The 15,645-nt window shown below is 28.2% G+C and carries 12 protein-coding genes and 1 tRNA gene; 9 read left to right on the forward strand and 4 right to left on the reverse strand.

What is annotated here, in order from left to right; translation table 11 throughout:
• Positions 1–108: 108 nt before the first annotated feature.
• Complete coding sequence (locus Q0G30_RS09905) at positions 109–651, forward strand: isochorismatase family cysteine hydrolase (RefSeq protein ID WP_294389331.1); 543 nt, start codon at positions 109–111, stop codon at positions 649–651.
• Positions 652–690: 39 nt separating this feature from the next.
• On the opposite strand, the gene Q0G30_RS09910 is transcribed toward Q0G30_RS09905, so the two are convergent.
• A tRNA-Met gene (locus Q0G30_RS09910) sits at positions 691–766 on the reverse strand.
• A gap of 212 nt (positions 767–978) precedes the next feature.
• Here Q0G30_RS09910 and nifJ point away from each other — a divergent pair.
• Positions 979–4,494 (forward strand): pyruvate:ferredoxin (flavodoxin) oxidoreductase, encoded by a 3,516-nt coding sequence (nifJ, locus tag Q0G30_RS09915; RefSeq protein WP_294389332.1) that lies wholly within the window; start codon positions 979–981, stop codon positions 4,492–4,494.
• A gap of 35 nt (positions 4,495–4,529) precedes the next feature.
• Here nifJ and Q0G30_RS09920 read toward each other — a convergent pair whose 3' ends face one another.
• Positions 4,530–5,096, reverse strand: coding sequence for an NUDIX hydrolase (locus Q0G30_RS09920; RefSeq protein ID WP_294389335.1), 567 nt, complete (start codon positions 5,094–5,096; stop codon positions 4,530–4,532).
• Positions 5,097–5,232: 136 nt separating this feature from the next.
• On the opposite strand from Q0G30_RS09920, the gene Q0G30_RS09925 reads away from it, so the two are divergent.
• The gene (locus Q0G30_RS09925) at positions 5,233–5,871 is read left to right on the forward strand and encodes a lactate utilization protein (RefSeq protein WP_294368633.1); all 639 of its coding nucleotides are present in this window, start codon (positions 5,233–5,235) and stop codon (positions 5,869–5,871) included.
• A gap of 65 nt (positions 5,872–5,936) precedes the next feature.
• On the opposite strand, the gene Q0G30_RS09930 is transcribed toward Q0G30_RS09925, so the two are convergent.
• The gene (locus Q0G30_RS09930) at positions 5,937–7,097 is read right to left on the reverse strand and encodes a 3D domain-containing protein (protein ID WP_294389337.1); all 1,161 of its coding nucleotides are present in this window, start codon (positions 7,095–7,097) and stop codon (positions 5,937–5,939) included.
• Between the two features lie 257 nt (positions 7,098–7,354).
• Between Q0G30_RS09930 and Q0G30_RS09935 the strand changes: the two genes are divergently transcribed.
• From Q0G30_RS09935 to Q0G30_RS09960, 6 genes are all read left to right on the forward strand, one after another.
• Positions 7,355–8,551 carry a DHHA1 domain-containing protein gene (locus Q0G30_RS09935; protein ID WP_294389339.1) on the forward strand — a complete coding sequence of 399 codons (1,197 nt, stop codon included), beginning with the start codon at positions 7,355–7,357 and terminating at the stop codon, positions 8,549–8,551.
• A 163-nt stretch (positions 8,552–8,714) separates the two neighbouring features.
• The gene (locus Q0G30_RS09940; protein ID WP_294389341.1) at positions 8,715–9,371 is read left to right on the forward strand and encodes a hypothetical protein; all 657 of its coding nucleotides are present in this window, start codon (positions 8,715–8,717) and stop codon (positions 9,369–9,371) included.
• A gap of 164 nt (positions 9,372–9,535) precedes the next feature.
• Positions 9,536–10,099 (forward strand): hypothetical protein, encoded by a 564-nt coding sequence (locus Q0G30_RS09945; protein WP_294389343.1) that lies wholly within the window; start codon positions 9,536–9,538, stop codon positions 10,097–10,099.
• 149 nt (positions 10,100–10,248) lie between these two features.
• Complete coding sequence (locus tag Q0G30_RS09950) at positions 10,249–10,560, forward strand: hypothetical protein (RefSeq protein WP_294389345.1); 312 nt, start codon at positions 10,249–10,251, stop codon at positions 10,558–10,560.
• 21 nt (positions 10,561–10,581) lie between these two features.
• The gene (locus tag Q0G30_RS09955; protein WP_294389347.1) at positions 10,582–12,186 is read left to right on the forward strand and encodes an AarF/ABC1/UbiB kinase family protein; all 1,605 of its coding nucleotides are present in this window, start codon (positions 10,582–10,584) and stop codon (positions 12,184–12,186) included.
• Between the two features lie 93 nt (positions 12,187–12,279).
• Complete coding sequence (locus Q0G30_RS09960) at positions 12,280–14,907, forward strand: calcium-translocating P-type ATPase, PMCA-type (protein ID WP_294389349.1); 2,628 nt, start codon at positions 12,280–12,282, stop codon at positions 14,905–14,907.
• Positions 14,908–14,964: 57 nt separating this feature from the next.
• Here Q0G30_RS09960 and Q0G30_RS09965 read toward each other — a convergent pair.
• On the reverse strand, positions 14,965–15,645 hold a 681-nt coding region (locus tag Q0G30_RS09965), incomplete at its 5' end, for a flavodoxin domain-containing protein (protein WP_294389351.1).

The following is a 15,645-nucleotide window of genomic DNA, read 5'->3' on the forward strand; positions in this document are numbered from 1 at the left end:
ATAAAACTTTTAGTAAATTATATAAAGTGAAAATGCTGTATATACAGAAGTAAAATTATAGAGTAAAATTGTTAGTATATATTTATAAACTAAAATGGAGGAAGGTTTATGAAAAAATTATTAGTAGTAATTGATTATCAAAAAGATTTTGTTAATGGATCTTTAGGATTTAAAAGGGCAGAAGAATTAGAAGAGGGTATATACCATAAGGTTAAAAAATATTTAAGTGAGGGAGAGCATGTAGTTTTTACATATGATACCCATACTAATGAGTATTTAAATACAAGAGAAGGTAAGAACCTACCTATACCACATTGTGTAATTAATACTGAAGGACATGATTTATATGGGAGATTAAAGGAGTTTAAAGATAATATAAATACTATTCATATAAATAAATATTCTTTTGGAATTTCTCCAATAGATATGATTAAATTAGTAGAAAAAATAGGAGAAGATATAGAATATATTGAAATAGTAGGTGTTGTAACTAATATATGTGTAGTAAGCAATGTAGTAACATTCCAATCACAATATATAAACGCAGATATTTCAGTGGATGCATCACTATGTGCAAGTTTTAATGAAGATTTACATGAAAAAACTTTAGATGTAATTGAATCATTACAAGTTAAGGTAACAAATAGATAGAGTTAAATAAAAAAGAATGTCAATAAGACATTCTTTTTTTGGTTGCGGGGACAGGACTTGAACCTATGACCTTTGGGTTATGAGCCCAACGAGCTACCAACTGCTCCACCCCGCGATATTAATAGCAAATACTTTATTCTTATATTATTAGTATAATCCTTAAAATTTATGCAGTCAATATATAAATACAAAAAAAGGAAAAGACTCTTTTGTTAAAAATACATAATATTTTTTATTTTTTAAATACTATTAAGGAGTGAAAATTTATGTGATGGAAATTAAAACATAAAATATTATTTGCAGAATTAATGAAAGAGAGGAAAGACTATGAGAAAAATGAAGACAATGGATGGAAACACTGCTGCAGCTTATGTTTCATATGCTTTTACAGAAGTAAGTTCAATCTATCCAATAACACCTTCATCTCCTATGGCAGAACATATAGATGAATGGGTTGCAAAAGGAAAGAAAAATATTTTTAATCAAACAGTAAAAGTTGTGGAAATGCAATCTGAAGCAGGAGCGGCAGGAGCACTTCATGGAATATTACAAAGTGGAGCTCTAGGAACTACATATACAGCCTCACAAGGCTTATTATTAATGATACCTAATATGTATAAAATGGTTGGAGAAAGATTGCCAGCAGTTATTCATGTTGCAGCAAGAGCATTAGCAACATCTTCATTAAGTATATTTGGTGACCATCAAGATGTAATGTCAGCAAGAGCTACAGGATGTGCAATGTTATCAGAGGGATCCGTGCAAGAGGTAATGGATCTGTCACCTGTAGCACATTTAACAGCTATTAAAGCAAGAATGCCTTTTGTTAATTTCTTTGATGGATTTAGAGTATCCCATGAAATTCAAAAAATAGAATTATTAGAATATGATGAATTAAGTAAGCTTATAGATTATAATGCACTTGATAGTTTTAGAAAAAATGCATTAAATCCAAATCATCCAGTTACTAGGGGAACAGCTCAAAATCCAGATGTTTATTTTCAATTATGCGAATCTTTAAATAAATATTATGATGATATTCCTACAATTGTTGAAGAATATATGGGTAAGATAACTGAACTTACAGGTAGGGAATATCATTGTTTTGATTATTATGGAGATCCTGATGCTGATAGAATTATAGTTGCTATGGGTTCAGTTATTGAGGTTATTGAAGAGACTGTTGATTATTTAAGGAATAAGGGAGAGAAGGTTGGGTTAGTAAAAGTAAGATTATATAGGCCATTCTCTGTAGATAGATTGTTAAAAGTTATTCCAACCTCAGTAAAAAATATTGCTGTATTAGATAGAACAAAGGAACCAGGATCAGCAGGAGAACCATTATATTTAGATGTATTAAGAGCAATAAGTGAAATGGATAACCCACCAAGAGTTGTTGGAGGTAGATTTGGATTAGGTTCTAAAGATCCATTCCCATCTGATATAGCAGGAGTTTATGAAAACTTACTAAAAGATAAACCAAAGAATAGATTTACTATTGGTATAGTTGACGATGTAACTAATTCTTCATTAAAGCCTAATAAGGAGGTTGATGTTGCAGCAGAAGGAACCACAGCATGTAAGTTCTGGGGGCTTGGATCAGATGGAACAGTAGGGGCAAATAAAAACGCAATAAAGATAATTGGTGACCATACCAATATGTATGCACAAGGATACTTTTCATATGATTCTAAAAAATCTGGAGGTATAACAGTATCACATTTAAGATTTGGTAAAAATCCAATAAGATCTCACTATGAAATTGATAAAGCTGATTTTGTTGCTTGTCATAATCAATCATATGTATATTTATATAATATATTAGATGGATTAAAAGATAATGGTACTTTTGTCTTAAATACAATTTGGACTGAAGATGAATTAAGTGAAAGATTACCTGCAAAAATTAAGAGATATGCAGCTGAAAAAAATATAAACTTCTATATAATAAATGCAGTAAAAATAGCACAAGAAATAGGGCTTGGCGGAAGAATAAATATGATAATGCAAGCAGCTTTCTTTAAACTTGCTAATATAATACCTGTAGATGAAGCAATTAAGTATTTAAAGGAAGCTGTTGTAACATCTTATGGAAAAAAAGGTGAAAAAGTTGTAAATATGAATTTTGCAGCAATAGATAAAGGTTTAGAATCTTTAGTAAAAATAAATATACCTAGTGAATGGAAAAATTCAGAAGATGATAAATTAGATGAAAAAATGGAAGTTCCAAAGTTCATAGAAGAAATATGTATGCCTATTAATAGGTTACAAGGTAATGAGTTACCAGTATCAACATTTATTAATAATAATCTAGAGGACGGAACGTTTAGAAATGGTACTACAGAGTATGAAAAGAGAGGTATAGCTGTAAATGTACCAGAATGGATTCCTGAGAATTGTATTCAATGTAATCAATGTTCTTATGTATGTCCACATGCTTGTATAAGACCTTTCTTATCAACTGAAGAGGAGTTAAAAAGTGCACCTCCATCTTTTAAAACGTTAAAAGCAAATGGAGTAAAATCTGAGCAACCATATTATTATACAATTGGTGTGACACCATTAGATTGTACTGGATGTTCAAACTGTGCAGAAGTATGTCCAGCACCAGGAAAAGCATTAATAATGAAATCAATGGATTCGCAACATGAACAAATTGAAGCCTGGAATTTTGCTGTTGAACAAATAAAAAATAAAAAGAATCCAATGAATAAAAATACTGTTAAGGGAAGTCAATTTGAAGAGCCACTTTTAGAATTCTCAGGAGCATGTGCAGGATGTGGAGAAACTCCATATGCTAAATTAGTTACTCAATTATTTGGGGATAGAATGGTAATTGCTAATGCAACAGGATGTTCTTCAATTTGGGCAGCATCTGGAGCAGCAACAGCATATTCTAAAAATCAAAATGGCCATGGACCAGCATGGGCTAACTCATTATTTGAAGATAATGCAGAGTATGGATTTGGAATGTTTATGGGTGTTAAAACAATAAGAGAAAGAATAGCTTCAAATATTAAGAAAGCATTAGATGAAAACTTATGTGCTAGTGCAAAAGAAGCGATGGAAGATTGGTTAAGTAATAAGGATATAGGTGAAGGCTCAAGAGAAAGAGCGGAAAAACTTGAATCTGCTTTACAAGGTTGTAGTGATGAAATTGCAAAAGAAATATTAAAGGATAAAGAATTCTTTATTAAGAGATCACAATGGATATTTGGAGGAGATGGTTGGGCATATGATATTGGATATGGTGGATTAGATCATGTTCTTGCAAGTAATGAAGATGTAAATGTTCTTGTATTTGATACAGAAATTTACTCTAATACTGGAGGGCAAGCATCTAAATCAACTCCAACTGCAGCAATCGCTAAATTTGCAGCATCAGGTAAGAGAACTAAGAAAAAAGATCTAGGCATGATGGCAATCAGTTATGGATATGTATATGTGGCTCAAGTATCTTTAGGAGCAGATAAGAATCAAACTATAAAAGCCATTACAGAAGCGGAAAGTTATAATGGGCCATCATTAATAATTGCTTATGCACCATGTATTAATCATGGAATTAAGAATGGTATGAGTAATACGCCTGAGGAACAAAAGAAAGCAGTAGATTGTGGATATTGGAACCTTTATAGATATAACCCAGCTCTTAAGGGTGAAAGGAATCCATTCACATTAGATTCTAGAGAGCCAAAGGCAAACTTTAAGGATTTCTTAATGGGAGAAGTAAGATATGCATCCTTAGCTAAAGTATTCCCAGAATTGGCAGAAAAATTATTTGATAAGACAGAAAAAGATGCTAAGGAAAGATTAGAAAATTATAAAAAGTTAGCACAAGATTAATAAAAAAGATATTTATTTAAATTAAAGAGCGAGTTTTATAAACTAAGCTCTTTAATTTTTTTATTAAATTTATCATAAACAGTTTTTACCATGTAAGGTTCATTGCAGTGGATATTAAGTTCATTAATTGGGATCCACTTAACGCCACTAGTTTCTTCTTCATTTATAATTAGTTTATCTTCTTCATTGGCCTCTAAAAGATAAGCAACGGATAAATGTAAGTGAGAAGGAACATATTTATTATTTTTTATATGACCATTAACAGTTAAAACATCTAATCCTAAAATTTCATTTATAACAGGATTAACTTCCTTAAGACCAGTTTCTTCCTTAGCTTCTTTAATTGCTACATGAAGTAAATCACAATCTCCATCGGCATGTCCACCAGTCCAAGACCAACTTTGATATATATTATGATAAATCATCAATACTTTACTTCGCTCTTTATTAACAATATAACCTGAACTAGTTATATGCGCTATTAAATTTTCTCTAGTTAAAATATTATTAAATTTATTTATACATTCAATGATTAAATCTTTATCTTTAGCTTCTTGAGAATTATATGGAATATAATTTTTAATGGATTCAATCCAATTCATAACTTTAACCCCCTATAAAAGTGAAATATATTAAATATAATAACATAAATAAGAAAAAAGTGAATTATATTATTGGATTATAAGATATATTAGTTTAAAATTAATATATTAGATAAGGATGGAGGCAAGTATTAAAATGGATAATAATGCAAAGTGGGTAAATGAGGTTAAAATAAATAGAACTTTAGAAGCTTTAAGAAAAAACAATATGGAAGGTTTTTTTATTAATACACATGAAGAGCTTATAAGTAAAATAGAAGAGCTAGTTGAGCCTAATAGTAAAGTTAGTTTTGGAGGCTCCGTGACATTATTTGAAACAAAAGTTATGCAACATTTAAGAAGTGGAAGATATGAATTATTAGATAGGTATAAGGAGGGATTAACTCAAGAAGAGATAAAGAAAATATTTAGAGAAAGTTTCTTTTGTGATGCTTACTTTACAAGTACTAATGCAATAACTGAAGAGGGTGAATTGTATAATGTAGACGGCAATGGAAATAGAGTTGCAGCAATGCTTTATGGACCAGATAAGGTAATAGTTATTGCAGGAGTGAATAAAATAGTAAAGGATATTGATGAAGCAATTTCTAGAGTAGAAAATTTTGTGGCACCAGCAAATGCAAAAAGATTAAATAAGAAAACCCCATGTACAGTTACTGGAAAATGTATGAATTGTAGTAGTCCACAAAGAATTTGTCGCGAATATACAGTAATAAGAAAACCAGTACCAAATAGAATTTTTATATTATTAATAAATGAGGATTATGGATATTAAATAAAAAAATAGGACAAGATACAACAGTATCTTGTCCTATTTTTAGCTTGTTTATAATTTAATTATCATGGATATTCTAATATTTGTACAGTAACTTGTCTTCTTCCCCATGACATACATTCCTCATGAGTATTAAGGAATACATCAATAATATTCCCTTTAATAGCACCACCAGTATCAGCTGCTATTGCAACTCCATAACCAGATACGTAAACTTTTGTACCAAGTGGAATTACGTTAGGGTCAACAGCAATAGTACTAACACCATTAGGGTTTCTAACTGGTTTTAATCCAGAAGCAGTAATACTATGTCCATAATAAGCAGTAGATTCCATTGTTAATGTCTTTATTGCAGTACCAACTTCAGTACTAGTTGTTGGAACAGTAGGTGTATTAAGTTCCGATATTCTTGCTTTAGCATTACTAATACCATCCTTAGCCATATTAATAATCCTTGAACTATTTAATAATGGGATATAAGAGTTTAATGTATCGATAGCATTTTGTAATTCAGATGTTGAAGCAGTTGATGAATTAGCAATAGATAGAGGCTTAGCAATTAAGGTTTTTTCATTTTCCTCTATAACAGCAAAAACAGCTTCTTTTTCTGCATTTAGTTTATCAGAATATTCTTCCTGCTCTTGTTTCTTTTCTTTCACTACTTTTAGGTCACTTTCTATAGTTGTTTGCAAAGTTTTTAATTCATTATTTTTAGTATTTAAAGTTTCTATATCTTTATTTAATGAATCCTTTTTTTCGTTTATATCAATAAGAATTTTTTTATCAGTAGAAACTATTTTAGATATAGCTTGAATTCTAGAAAATAAATCAGAGATACTAGTTGATGTTATAATGCTAACTATCATATTTGAAGATATATTAGTTTTATACATATTTCTTACTCTGTTATCTAGAGTTAATTGAGCTTCTTCAATTTCCTCTTTTGTTTGTTCTAGCTTAGATTCTGTAGATTGAATTTGAGTTTCAATAGAAGTAATAGCTTCTTTGTTTTCAGTAAGCTTAGAATTAATACTAGCTATTTCAGCGTTTAGCTCTTCTATCTTAGAGTCTAAATCTAAAATTTCACTATCAAGTTGTTTATATTTTGATAAATTTTCGTTAATTGTATCTTGTGGTGTAGTAGCATATGTCTTATTAGTAATTATAGAAGATAATAATATTGTCATTACTAAAGCACAAGATATACTTCTTTTAAACAGAAACATTCACCCCCATAATAAAATTAAAAAGTATAATGTTTAAATATATATACTATAGATATTTTTATATGTCAAATTTCTTGCATATTAATGTAATTTATGAGATATTATAAGAATTTAAATGGATATATTATAAATATAAATATATTATAACATAAATATTTGGAAGAAAATAGAATATAAATATGAATATATTGAAACAGAAAAAAAACTAATATAAAATTAAAAAAATGGCAATTAGTTTTTACTTTGGAGGTAAAATAATGGAAAAATTATATTATGAAGATCAATATTTAAAAGAGTTTGTAGCTGAAATAACGGATATATTAGATAAGGATAATTTATATTATGTAAAATTAGATAAGACAGCTTTTTTCCCAGGTGGGGGAGGGCAACATTGTGATTTAGGATATATAGATAACCATAAAGTAATTAATGTTATTGAAGAAAATGGTGAAATATATCATGTAACAGAAACAAAACCAATAAAAATACATAGAGTAAATTGTAAAATTGATTGGGATAGAAGACTAGATGGAATGCAACAACATTTAGGGCAACATATTTTATCTGGATGTTTTTTTACATTATTTAATGCTAATACTGTAAGTGTTCATGTAGGCAAAGAAAGTAGCACTGTAGATATTCAAGGTTATTTAGATGAAGAAACTATTAGAAAAGCTGAAAAAATGGCAAATGAAGTAATACAAGAAAATATAAAGGTTGAATTTTTAACTCCATCTAAAAAAGAATTGAAAAAAATTAAGATAAGAAGAGATTTACCTAATACAGATGAACAAATAAGAATAGTAAAAATAGGTGATTTAGATATTAATGCATGTTGTGGAGTACATCCTAACAGAACATTAGATATTCAAGCTATAAAAATTAAAAGATGGGAAAAACATAAAGGAGCTACAAGGATTGAGTATTTAGCTGGGAAAAGGGCAATAAATGATTATTTTAAGAAAGATGAATTTAGAAATAGAATTTGTAGGTTTTTAAACTGTGGTGAAGATGATGCAATAAATTCAATAAATAAGCTTTCAAATGATTTAAAAAATTTATTAGATGAAAATAGACAACTTAAATTAGAAATTAGCCAATATCAAATTAAAGATATGATAAAAGAAGCAAAATCTATAGGCAATGTATATGTTGTAACTAAAATATATGAGGGTGGAGATATAAAATATATATCTAAAATTGCAGAGAAAATTACACTAAATGATAATATGATTGTATTATTTGCGATAAAATCTGAAAATAAAGCAAACTTAATATTTGCAGCATCTAAAAATATTAAAAATATATCAATGAGTGATTTATTAAAAGATGCAATAAGCCTAATTGATGGTAGAGGTGGAGGAAATAAGTTTATGGCTCAAGGAGGAGGAAAGAATTGTAGCAATCTTCAAGGTGCTATGGATTATGCTTTACGTAAGATAAGTATAATATAAAAATTAATACTAAATTTATAGAAAAATTTGATAAATTAGATAATATATTAAAGTTCTTAATTATAGGATATAAACTAATAAACTAAATCATTAATTAAAATGATAGCAATTATTTTTATGTTTCATATAATGAATTATAAAAATATTCAAAGGAGATATAATTATGGACAGAAGATTTTTTGAAAATGATAATGTGGAAGATTTATCAAAAAATGAAAGTCCAAAAAGTTTTCAAAAAATAGAAGAGGAAAATGAAGTTTTAAAAGAAAACTATATGTGGAGTGATGAAGAAGATGATTTTTCATTTGAAACAGATTTAAATCCAAGTGGTGAGTATCCTCAATCTGATGAAGAGGAGAATTTAGAGGATGAGGTTCAAAATATCAATGATTATGATGATTTAGAAGTAAGTTCAAAATCAGAGGAATATATTACTTCTAAAGATGATAATATATCTAAAGATGATGATATAATAGATTGTAATTATGAAGATCAAGAAGAATATTCAGATTCAGATAAGGTTGAAACTTCAGAAGAAAATTTAAATTGTAACTATCAATATTGTGATTTTGAAGAAGATTATGAATATAATTATTCTGATTCAGAAGAAGATACTAGTCCAGATAAAGCTTCTAGTATTAATAATGAAAGTAGTACATTAGAAGATAATAAAAGATATAGAGAAAATAAAAAGTATTATTTAAAAGGTAAAAAAGAAGGATATAATGAAGGATATGAAGCAGGAGCAAGAGATGCAATAAGAGCTGCATATAAAGCAGGATATAGACGTGGATTAAGGGCTGCAGGTTATAGAATTTAATATGATTATTATATAAACAGTAATTACGTTGTAATTACTGTTTTTTTAGCAAAAATAAAGTTAAAATTTATATAATTAGAATAAATAATGATTATATAGGAAAAATAAAAATAATGAATAAGATTTTTAATTTTACCTAAAGTGTAATTAGGAGGATAAATCTAATGAAATTTAAACTTTATACAGTACTATATTTATTAGTGATAAGTCTTTTTATAGGTTGTAATGAAGTTAATAATAAAATAAATGAAAATTCAAATGAAGATATAGTGGAAAAAAATAATGAAAAAGATGAATTTGAAGGAACATTAATGGTTGAAAATGAAGAAGAATTAGCTATAGCGTTAAAAGAAGATTATAGTATAACAATGAAAAATAATATTGATGCTAATAATGTACTTACAATGGAGGGAGACTTTTCAAAGACAGATACTACCGAAGAAAATAAAGTTACTCATATAGGAAGAAAGTTAAATTTATTTTATGTAGATGATAGTAATAATATTATCAAAAATTACACTTTAAGTATTCCTAAATTAATTGTAAAAAGTAATGATACAACTATTAAGGGAGGTAAAATTAAGGGAGATATATATGTAGATAGTGATGGATTAATATTGGATAATACTAAGGTTGAAGGAAATATTTATTTTAAAAATGAGAAAAATAAAAATTCTTTTAAATTGGAAAATACCGCTAGTGTATCAGGAGATTTAAAAATCGAATAAGATATAATAAAGTTAGCAAAAGCTAACTTTTATTATATCTAAGAATATATTTTAAGGTTAATTACATAAGTATATATTAGATATAAAAAATAAATTATTGTAAATAATTAAAATAAAAAAATTATTTATAATTAAATTTGGAGGGTAAAATGATGGATGAAATAAAAAAAGTTTTATTATTTGGTGTTGGTGCTGTAGCTAGCACATATGAAAAGGCAACAGAAGTAGTAGATGATCTTGTAAAAAAAGGAAAAATAACAATAGATGAAGGAAAGGAATTAGGCGAAGAATTAAAAAGAACATTTAAAGAAAAGAAAAAAGAAAATGAAGGCTTTTCAAGCGAGAGTAAGAATATAGGTAATATAGAAAGCAATAATTATGTTTTAAGAGATGAGTATGAAATGTTAAAAGCTAGGGTTTACAAATTGGAAAGGTTAGTAAATAAAGAAGAGGAAAAATAAATGATATATTGGAGGTAAGTGATGGAGGGGAATTCTGTTAATAGATTCAAGGAAATATTAAAGGTGTTTACTAATTATGGATTAGGATATCTTTTAGGTAAAAAAGAAGATAAAATAAGAAATTCCCCTGCAAATCTTAGAAAAGCATTTGAGGAATTAGGGCCAACATTTATTAAGATAGGTCAAATATTAAGTACAAGACCTGAATTAGTGCATGAAGAATACATAGTAGAATTATCAAAATTACAAGATAATGTTCCAACAGAAAGTTTTGAAGAAATGGCGCAGGTATTTTATAATGAATTTTCTAAAAAAATAGAAGATGAATTTTTATTTATAGATAAAAATCCAATAGCATCAGCTTCAGTAGCACAAGCATATAGAGGTGTTTTGAAGAGTGGAAAGGATGTAGTAATAAAAATTCAGAGACCTAACATTAAGGAGAAAATGGAGATAGATTTTGATATTTTATTAAATTTAAGTGAGAAATTTAGCAAAATATTTAAAGACTCCGTAGTAAATCCTAAGGAAATTTTGCTGGAGATTAAATCAGCTACTGAGAAAGAATTAAATTTTAATTTTGAAGCTGAAAATATAGAAAAGTTTAAATTTTTAAATAAAGATATACCATGTATATATGCACCTTACATAATAAAGGAGTATACAGGAAATAAAGTTCTAACATTAGAGAGTATAGATGGATTTAAAATTAATGATAAGGAATCTATTGAAATACTAGGATATGATAAAGAAGATATAGCAAGAAAGTTAACAGTTTCTTACTTTAAACAAGTATTAAAGGATGGATTTTTTCATGGTGATCCTCATCCGGGAAATATATTAATAAGAGATGGACAGATATGTTTCATTGATTTTGGAATAGTAGGGGAGTTATCAGAAGAAAAACAACGTGAGCTAAATAGTGCTATTGCAGCTGTTGCGAATGAAGACGTAGATAAGCTGACTGATTTTGTTATGAGCATTGGAATAAAGAGTGGAAAAGTTGATAGAGAAATACTATATAAAGATATAGAATATATTTTTAGAAATTATTATACTACATCTTTAAAAAATATAAAAATATCAGTTCTATTTCAAGAAGTATCATCTATTGCAAAGAGAAATAATTTAAGATTAGCAAGTGATTTTACCATGTTAATAAGAACTATGGTAATTGTTGAAGGGTTAGTTACAGATCTTTCTCCAGAGCTTAATCTTATAAGTTTAGTTATTCCATATGTTAAAGATTATTATAAGGATTATTTTTTATCACAATTTGATATAAATGATTATTTATTAAAGGGATATAAATTAACTAGAGATACTTTAAATATACCATCAAAACTTGTAACTTTATCAGATACATTAATTAAAGGAAGAGGAAAAGTAAATATTGTACTAGAGGATAAGGAAAAATATATAGATGTATTAAATAAAATGGTTAATAGATTAGCCTTTGCTTTAGTTATAGCAGGAATGGTTGTTGCTTCATCCTTAATAATTAATACAAATCCAGAACCTAAAGTATATGGAATATCAGTTATTGGAATGGGAGGATATTTTGTTTCTGCAATTTTAGGCTTATGGTTGTTAATATCAATAATTAGATCTGGAAGTTTAAAATAATATATTTACAGATAGTGAATCTTAATATTGTTAATATAATTCCTAATTATAGTAAATACTATATTAGAAATAATAGAAGAAAGGGGAGTTAAGATGCATTATAAAAAGGAGTATTCAGATGTATTAAAAGAAGTAGAAAGTACAATAAATGGTATATCTGAAGAAGAAGCTAAAAATAGATTACAGAAAAATGGACCTAATGAACTAAAAGAAGCTGATAAGGTTCCAATTTGGAAAATGTTTTTAGAAAGCTTTAAAGATCCTTTAGTAATAATATTACTTATTGCAGCAATCGTTCAAATATTTTTAGGTGAGTTTGTTGAATCTATTATTATATTTGTTGTAGTAATTTTAAATTCTGTACTAGGTGTAACTCAAACAATAAAGGCAGAAAGTTCATTAGATAGTTTAAAAAAGCTATCATCACCTAATGCAAAAGTACTTAGAGACGGAAAGAAAAAAACTATTCCGGTTAGAGATATAGTAGTTGGTGACATAGTATTTTTAGAGGCAGGGGATTATATACCGGCAGATGGAAGAATAATTGAGGCTCAAACACTTAAGGTTGTTGAAGGAATGCTTACTGGTGAAGCAGAAGCAGTACTAAAGCATAGTGATAAGATAGGACAAGAGGTTGGAATTGGTGATCAAAGAAATATGGTCTTTAGTGGAGGTACTGTTGTTTATGGAAGAGGAACCTTAGTGGTTACAGCAATTGGTATGAATACTGAAGTAGGGAAGGTTGCTACATTATTAGAGAATGCAGGAAATAAACAAACACCTCTTCAAGCTAAACTTGATGATTTTGGGAAGAAATTAGGAATAATAATAATGATTTTAGCAGCTCTAATTTTTATAGTTCAAGTAATTAGAGGTTATATTTCAGGAAAAGATATGAGTATGTTAATATTGGATTCCTTTATGTTTGCTATAGCAGTTGCAGTAGCAGCTATACCAGAAGCTTTATCTTCAATAGTAACTATTGTACTTGCGGTAGGAACAAAGGATATGGCAAAGAAACAAGCCATAATAAGGAAATTACCAGCTGTAGAAACATTAGGTTCAACTAGTGTTATATGTACAGATAAGACAGGTACATTAACACAGAATAAAATGACAGTTGTAGATTTTTTTATGTATGGAGTTAATAAAGATAAAGTTAAGGAGAAAGAAAATGTTTCTGATCAAATTGAAGCAATAAATTTATCATCTACATTATGCAATGATTCAGAAATAACAGAATCAGGAAAGGAAATAGGAGATCCAACAGAAATTGCACTTCTTCACTTTGCAACTAAAAGAGGGATAGACTATAAGGAGTTGAGAGATAAATATGATAGGTTAAGCGAAATACCATTTGATTCAGATAGAAAGTTAATGTCTACTGTAAACTCCATCAATGGAGATGCAATTATGTTTACTAAAGGAGCACCGGATGTTGTTTTTTCAAGATCAAAATATGCATTAAACGATGGAGAAGTAATAGAAATAAATGATAAGATTATAGAGAAGTATAAAAAAGTTAATGAAGAATTTTCTAATAGGGCATTAAGAGTATTGGCGTTTGCTATAAAAGATGTTCCAGATGATAATTTTGTTCCTTGTTTGGAAGATGAGGTAGAAATGACTTTAGTTGGATTAATGGCCATGATAGATCCGCCAAGAGAACAAGTTTATGATGCGGTAAAAGAAGCTATCGGAGCAGGTATAAAGACAGTAATGATAACAGGAGACCACAAAACAACAGCTTCAGCAATTGCAAGAGAAATTGGAATAATGACAGAAGGTGATATATCTTTAACAGGCCAAGAGTTAGATGCATTATCAGAAACAGAGCTTAAAAATAAATTAGAGCATATTACTGTATATGCAAGAGTTTCACCGGAAAATAAAATACGTATAGTTAAGGCTTGGCAAGAAAAAGGATATATTACAGCAATGACTGGTGATGGTGTTAATGATGCACCAGCATTAAAGCAAGCTGATATAGGGATTGGTATGGGAAGTGGTACTGATGTTGCAAAGGATGCGTCAGCAATGATTTTAACAGATGATAATTTTTCAACAATAGTATCTGCTATAGAAGTAGGAAGAACAGTTTATAGTAATATTAAAAAGTCAATTACATATCTGTTTGCGGGAAATTTAGGAGCTATAATTGCAATACTATTTGCTGTATTTATAAATTGGCCAAATCCTTTTACTGCATTGCAGTTATTATTTATAAACTTAATAAATGACTCATTACCAGCAATAGCTTTAGGGTTAGAGGCATCAGAGCCAAATATAATGAAAGAAAAACCAAGAGATATAAATGAGGGAATACTTGCAGGAGGAACATTAAAAAATGTTATTTTAAGAGGTTGTATTATTGGATTTATAGTAATACTAGCTCAATATATAGGAGATTTATCTTCGCCAGAGCTTGGTACTGCAATGGCTTTTTCTACAGTAACTTTAGCAAGAATATTTCAAACATTACCGGCTAGATCTAATTATATTACAGTATTAAAATTGGGATTATTTAAAAATAAATATGCAATTGGAGCAGTATTAATATGTTTATGTTTGTATTCTATTGTATTAATACCAGGAATAAGGGAAATATTTAATATTCCTGAGAATTTTGGATGGTTACAATTTGGAATATGTTTAGGACTTTCTATAATAGCAGCATTAATAATGGATTTATCTAAATTGCTACATAAGATAAAAAATTAATTTAAAGCTTAAATAAAAATAGGAAGATGTAATTAGTAAACATCTTCCTATTTTTATTTATTTTAAAACTTTTTTTGCAAAATCTAAACCAAAATTATAAGCTTCTTCTAAGTTTTCTTCGCTAGGCTTAAATAATATTCCTAGTGGCTCAGAAACGATATTTAATTTTAATTGCTTATATCTTTCATTTATGTTTTTAAGTGCTTCACCACTCCATCCATAAGAACCAAAGCAACTTGCAGGTAATCCTTTATGAATAACAGGGTTTAATGAAGATAAAATAGTCCAAATTTGAGGTAAAGTATCAGCTAATAAAGTAGAAGAACCAAGTAATAATCCACTACATTCATTAATTTCCTTTAGTACTTCATCCATATTAGCAGTTACTAAATTATACATTAAAATATCTACATCAAAGTTAGCTGCTTCAATTCCTTTTTTTATAGCTTCAGCAATAGTTTCAGTATATCCATAAGCAGTTACATAAGGAATAACTATACTTTGCTTTTCTCTCTTTACAGGTTGACACCATTCTCTATATAAATTCATAAACTTTTCAATGTTTGAGTTATCTAAGACTAAACCATGTCCAGGACAAATATAATTTAACTTTAAGTCTTTGATTTTATCCATTGCTTTTATCATAAATGGCTTGAATGGACCCATAATCATTCTAAAGTAATAATTATAAGCTTCAACATAATCATCTTCTTTATCTTCTTCTATAGAGCTTTTTAA

Source organism: uncultured Clostridium sp. (assembly GCF_934754925.1).
Lineage (GTDB): Bacteria > Bacillota > Clostridia > Clostridiales > Clostridiaceae > Clostridium.

Coding starts and splice junctions, on each gene's coding strand:
- Q0G30_RS09930 (WP_294389337.1), bottom strand. CDS start 7,097: ATGTTTCTGTTTAAAAGAAGTATATCTTGTGCTTTAGTAATGACAATA.
- Q0G30_RS09940 (WP_294389341.1), top strand. CDS start 8,715: ATGGACAGAAGATTTTTTGAAAATGATAATGTGGAAGATTTATCAAAA.
- Q0G30_RS09925 (WP_294368633.1), top strand. CDS start 5,233: ATGGATAATAATGCAAAGTGGGTAAATGAGGTTAAAATAAATAGAACT.
- Q0G30_RS09935 (WP_294389339.1), top strand. CDS start 7,355: ATGGAAAAATTATATTATGAAGATCAATATTTAAAAGAGTTTGTAGCT.
- nifJ (WP_294389332.1), top strand. CDS start 979: ATGAGAAAAATGAAGACAATGGATGGAAACACTGCTGCAGCTTATGTT.
- Q0G30_RS09960 (WP_294389349.1), top strand. CDS start 12,280: ATGCATTATAAAAAGGAGTATTCAGATGTATTAAAAGAAGTAGAAAGT.
- Q0G30_RS09945 (WP_294389343.1), top strand. CDS start 9,536: ATGAAATTTAAACTTTATACAGTACTATATTTATTAGTGATAAGTCTT.
- Q0G30_RS09905 (WP_294389331.1), top strand. CDS start 109: ATGAAAAAATTATTAGTAGTAATTGATTATCAAAAAGATTTTGTTAAT.
- Q0G30_RS09950 (WP_294389345.1), top strand. CDS start 10,249: ATGATGGATGAAATAAAAAAAGTTTTATTATTTGGTGTTGGTGCTGTA.
- Q0G30_RS09955 (WP_294389347.1), top strand. CDS start 10,582: ATGGAGGGGAATTCTGTTAATAGATTCAAGGAAATATTAAAGGTGTTT.
- Q0G30_RS09920 (WP_294389335.1), bottom strand. CDS start 5,096: ATGAATTGGATTGAATCCATTAAAAATTATATTCCATATAATTCTCAA.